At 60.4% G+C, this 3,369-nt stretch carries 2 protein-coding genes and 2 pseudogenes; 1 reads left to right on the forward strand and 3 read right to left on the reverse strand.

Translation table 11 applies throughout. The annotated features are described in order from the left end of the window. Together ACEW8G_RS14065 and ACEW8G_RS14070 are read right to left on the reverse strand one after the other, a co-directional pair. On the reverse strand, window positions 1-427 hold a 427-nt coding region (locus ACEW8G_RS14065), incomplete at its 3' end, for a hypothetical protein (RefSeq protein ID WP_373489034.1). Window positions 428-659: 232 nt separating this feature from the next. Then, entirely contained in the window at window positions 660-2,564 is a 1,905-nt protein-coding gene (locus ACEW8G_RS14070) for a tetratricopeptide repeat protein (RefSeq protein WP_373489035.1), read from the reverse strand. Between the two features lie 398 nt (window positions 2,565-2,962). Between ACEW8G_RS14070 and ACEW8G_RS14075 the strand changes: the two are divergent. Further along, window positions 2,963-3,115, forward strand: a pseudogene (locus ACEW8G_RS14075) (hypothetical protein); the annotation flags it as partial. A 98-nt stretch (window positions 3,116-3,213) separates the two neighbouring features. On the opposite strand, the pseudogene ACEW8G_RS14080 reads toward ACEW8G_RS14075, so the two are convergent. After that, window positions 3,214-3,369, reverse strand: a pseudogene (locus ACEW8G_RS14080) (glutamate dehydrogenase); the annotation flags it as partial.

Consider the following 3,369-nt stretch of genomic DNA (forward strand, 5'->3'; position numbering starts at 1 on the left):
CCTGCAGCAGCATGGAACTCACCACCGTGCGATATTCGGCGCGGTTGCCGCTGGCGGCAGCCTGTTCCTTGTAGGTAGTGCGCGACCACGCATCGAATGCCTTGTCCCGGCGTTCCTGCTCGGCAGCGTCAGGCAGGCTGGTGAAGCGGGTCGTAAGATAAAGATCGGGCTCGCCCGCGCGCGCATTCACATTGGCATAAATGCCGTAATCGGTGATCCACCCCTGGGATTTGGCGTATTCCTGAAATCGCTTCCATTCGGTCGCAAGCCATTCGGCATATTTCAGGCCGCCTTCGCCATCTTCGACGACAATACCGCTCATCTGGACATATTCGCCCGGAGCCAGCGGAAATTCCTGCGCAGCCACCGGCGCGGCCAGCGGCAGTGTCATAGCCATCGCAGCAAGCGCCATCTTGATCGTCTTCATCAGTTCTCTCCCCTCAGTATCGACACGCAAATTCGCGCCTCGAATCATTTCTGCCGACTGTCGTTTTCCTAGGACAGCACCGGCAAGACTCCTCCGCACGCGCAGATCCCCCGACCTGGCGTTGCCTGAAATGGCTGGATTTGAGCTAGTTCCTGTGCCTCCGGGAATGCCTCCGCAGGCATGGTGCGGTCAACCGGGGTGACCGTCAAAAAAGCGTCAATTCGCGCTTCTTTCAGGCCCCGCGCGGGTCTTTCGGCATCAGGTCCGGCCAGCCGTGGCGGTTCCATGCCTCGACCAAACCGACATGTTCGGCAAAATCCATGAAGCCAGCATGCCGGCGCGTCTGCCGGATCGGTTCGACATCCGCCCACAGGCTCATCAGGCCGAACATGTTGGCGGGATGGATGCACTCGCGGTAGATGTTCATCACCAGCTCGGCATGCCCCATCCAGATCGCTGGAAAGGCGATCGAGGGATCGCACGGGTCTGGCATCGTTTGATGCAGCCCATCAAGCATACCGCAATAGGCTGCACGGGCGCTGTCATCGCCGCTGCAACACCCTTTTGAAGCAATCGCCCAATAGGCATCGCGCACCGCATCGCTCATCGGCTCGGTCCCCGCGGGCGGCAGGATCACGGTGTTCATCAGCATCCGCGAAGCGTAATAGGTCTCGGTTGCCTTCTCGTGCTCGCCGACCGCAGCCTGAATGGTCGCCAGCCACATTCCCGGCATCCCCAGATCGACCATCCGCTGCCCTGCAGCCAACGCCCGGTCCATTTCGCCAAGGTTGAAATGCGCGGTCGCCAGCATGGCATGATTGCGGCCATAGGCAGGGTCTTGCTCCACTCCGGCCTCAATGAACGGGAGGGCAGCATCGGTGCGACCGATATACAGCAGGAAAGAACCGAGACGTAAGGCGACATCGGCATTGCGTGGCTCGCGGGCATAGGCCTCGAACGCGAGGTCAAGCGCGCCCGCCGGGTTCTTTCGGGTCCATTCGTGAATGCCCTGGATCGCCAGCGCATGACCCTGTCCCGGGTCTAGCGCGACTGCCCGTTTCGCGCATTGAGCCGCCGTTTGCGATCGTTCCACCCGGTCCAGGCATGGCGTATAAACCGCGTTGTGGACATGGGCATCGGCAAGCGCAGTCCAGCATTCGGCAAATTCGGGATCAAGTGCCAGCGCCTCTTCGAGCAAGTCGACGGACTTTGCAGCCGCACCGTCGGTGATCGAACGTCGAAACAGCGAGCGGCCTTGTAGATAAAGCCCATAGGCCTCACGGTTGGTGGTCATACGCCGCAGCGGTGCGGGCGAAAGCGGAAGGCCGAGCACCCGGCAAATCGCGGCGATGACGTTATTGCCGATAATCTTGCGCGATTCGAAGAAGTCGTCGATCGAACCCTCGATCCGTTCCGCCCAGATCTCGCTGCCGGTGACGCCTTCGATCAGGGCAATCCTGACCACAATGGCATCCGGGGTGCGTCTGACTTCGCCCTCAATCAAATGAGTAACCCGCAGGCTGGCAGCCATTTCCGAAAGCGTCTGCCCTCGTGCCGCTACAGTGAGGACCGAGGTCCTCCCGGCCAGCGCGATCCCTTCCACCTTGCCAAGCCGTGACACCAGTTCATCGGTCACGCCCTCGGCCAGAAAGAAGTCTCCACCCACCTGGTCGATCTGGTCGAAGGGCAGGACCGCCAGGCCGATCTCGGCCGGGCCAATCGCTACGGGATAGCGGGCTTGCGATGCTGCTATCAGCCGCGCGCTGCTTTCCGGCTCCCCGGTGGTGCGCAGTTCGGACACCAGCCTGGCGATTGACTTTCGAAGTCTCGCATCGACCTCGTGTCGCTTTAGCGAAAGCCAGTTATCGAAGGCCTGATTGAGCGACGCAGCCTGGAGCATCGGCAGGTTGGCGACACTCTCTAGGATCTGAGCGGTTCGGGTGCCCTTGCCCTGTGCAACCGCTTCCTCGAGCTCAGACAGGTCGGAAAGCCAGAGGTTGCGATTGAGCGCGACTGCCGACCGGGTGACGACCAGGAGATTGCGACAGCCCTTGTTCTCGAACTGGCGCCGAAGGTCGAGAAGGCACTGCCGGAGGCTGGCCTTTGCCTGCTCAAGAAACCGGTCGGGCCACAACAACCTGCAGAGCGTCTCGCGGTCGAGCCTGCAATTCGGCTGCAAGCAAAGCAACGCAATCAACAGCATCCCCCTGCGATTGCTGAGCAACAGGGGTGCGCCTCCCGAAGTTTCGAGCCGGAACTCGCCAAAAATTCTGGCAAGAACCGTCGTTCCGGGTGCGGCTAATGTATGTCGGTCATGCACCACTCCAGCCTCCCGGTTTGAAGGCTAGTCCGTCGATGAGCATTTGCAACGGATTAAGCCCAAGGAGAGGGCTTAACGCTGTCCGCCGCTCTTTGGACCTGCTCTGCCACCTGAATTTTGGACCATTCTCGGTTAGAGTTTTTCGCCGTAGGTATCGGCTGGGCAAGGAGTCATGGCATGCGCACTGGTTCCTGTAGCGGCAAGATGCTTGCGAAAAGCTGGGGGCCTGGCGTGGACACGACAACGAAGAGCGACCGCACAGCGCGATCGGGAATATCCCCCCGATACTGCTGGCAAACTCAGCCGGTGCGGCCAGCCCACCGGATCTGGGAAAGGCGGAAAACTCCAAACTCGAGTGGTCCAAGTAGCAGTGCAGTAGCCGCGGGCTTCCGCGGTTCGCGACTGCTTCAGCTGAGTAAATTCCATCGAGGATAGCCGCGGCACGGCTCATGTCCGCGATTGGGCATCAGACGACGCCGAAAGCCAACATCGCGTCGGCGACTTTCTTGAAACCGGCGATATTCGCGCCCTTGACGTAGTCGACATAGCCTTCACCGTTGTCGCCATATTCCACGCATTTATCGTGGATGTCTTTCATAAGCTCAGTCAGAATCTCGCCCAG

It is taken from the genome of Blastomonas sp. (assembly GCF_041747255.1).
Lineage (GTDB): Bacteria > Pseudomonadota > Alphaproteobacteria > Sphingomonadales > Sphingomonadaceae > Blastomonas.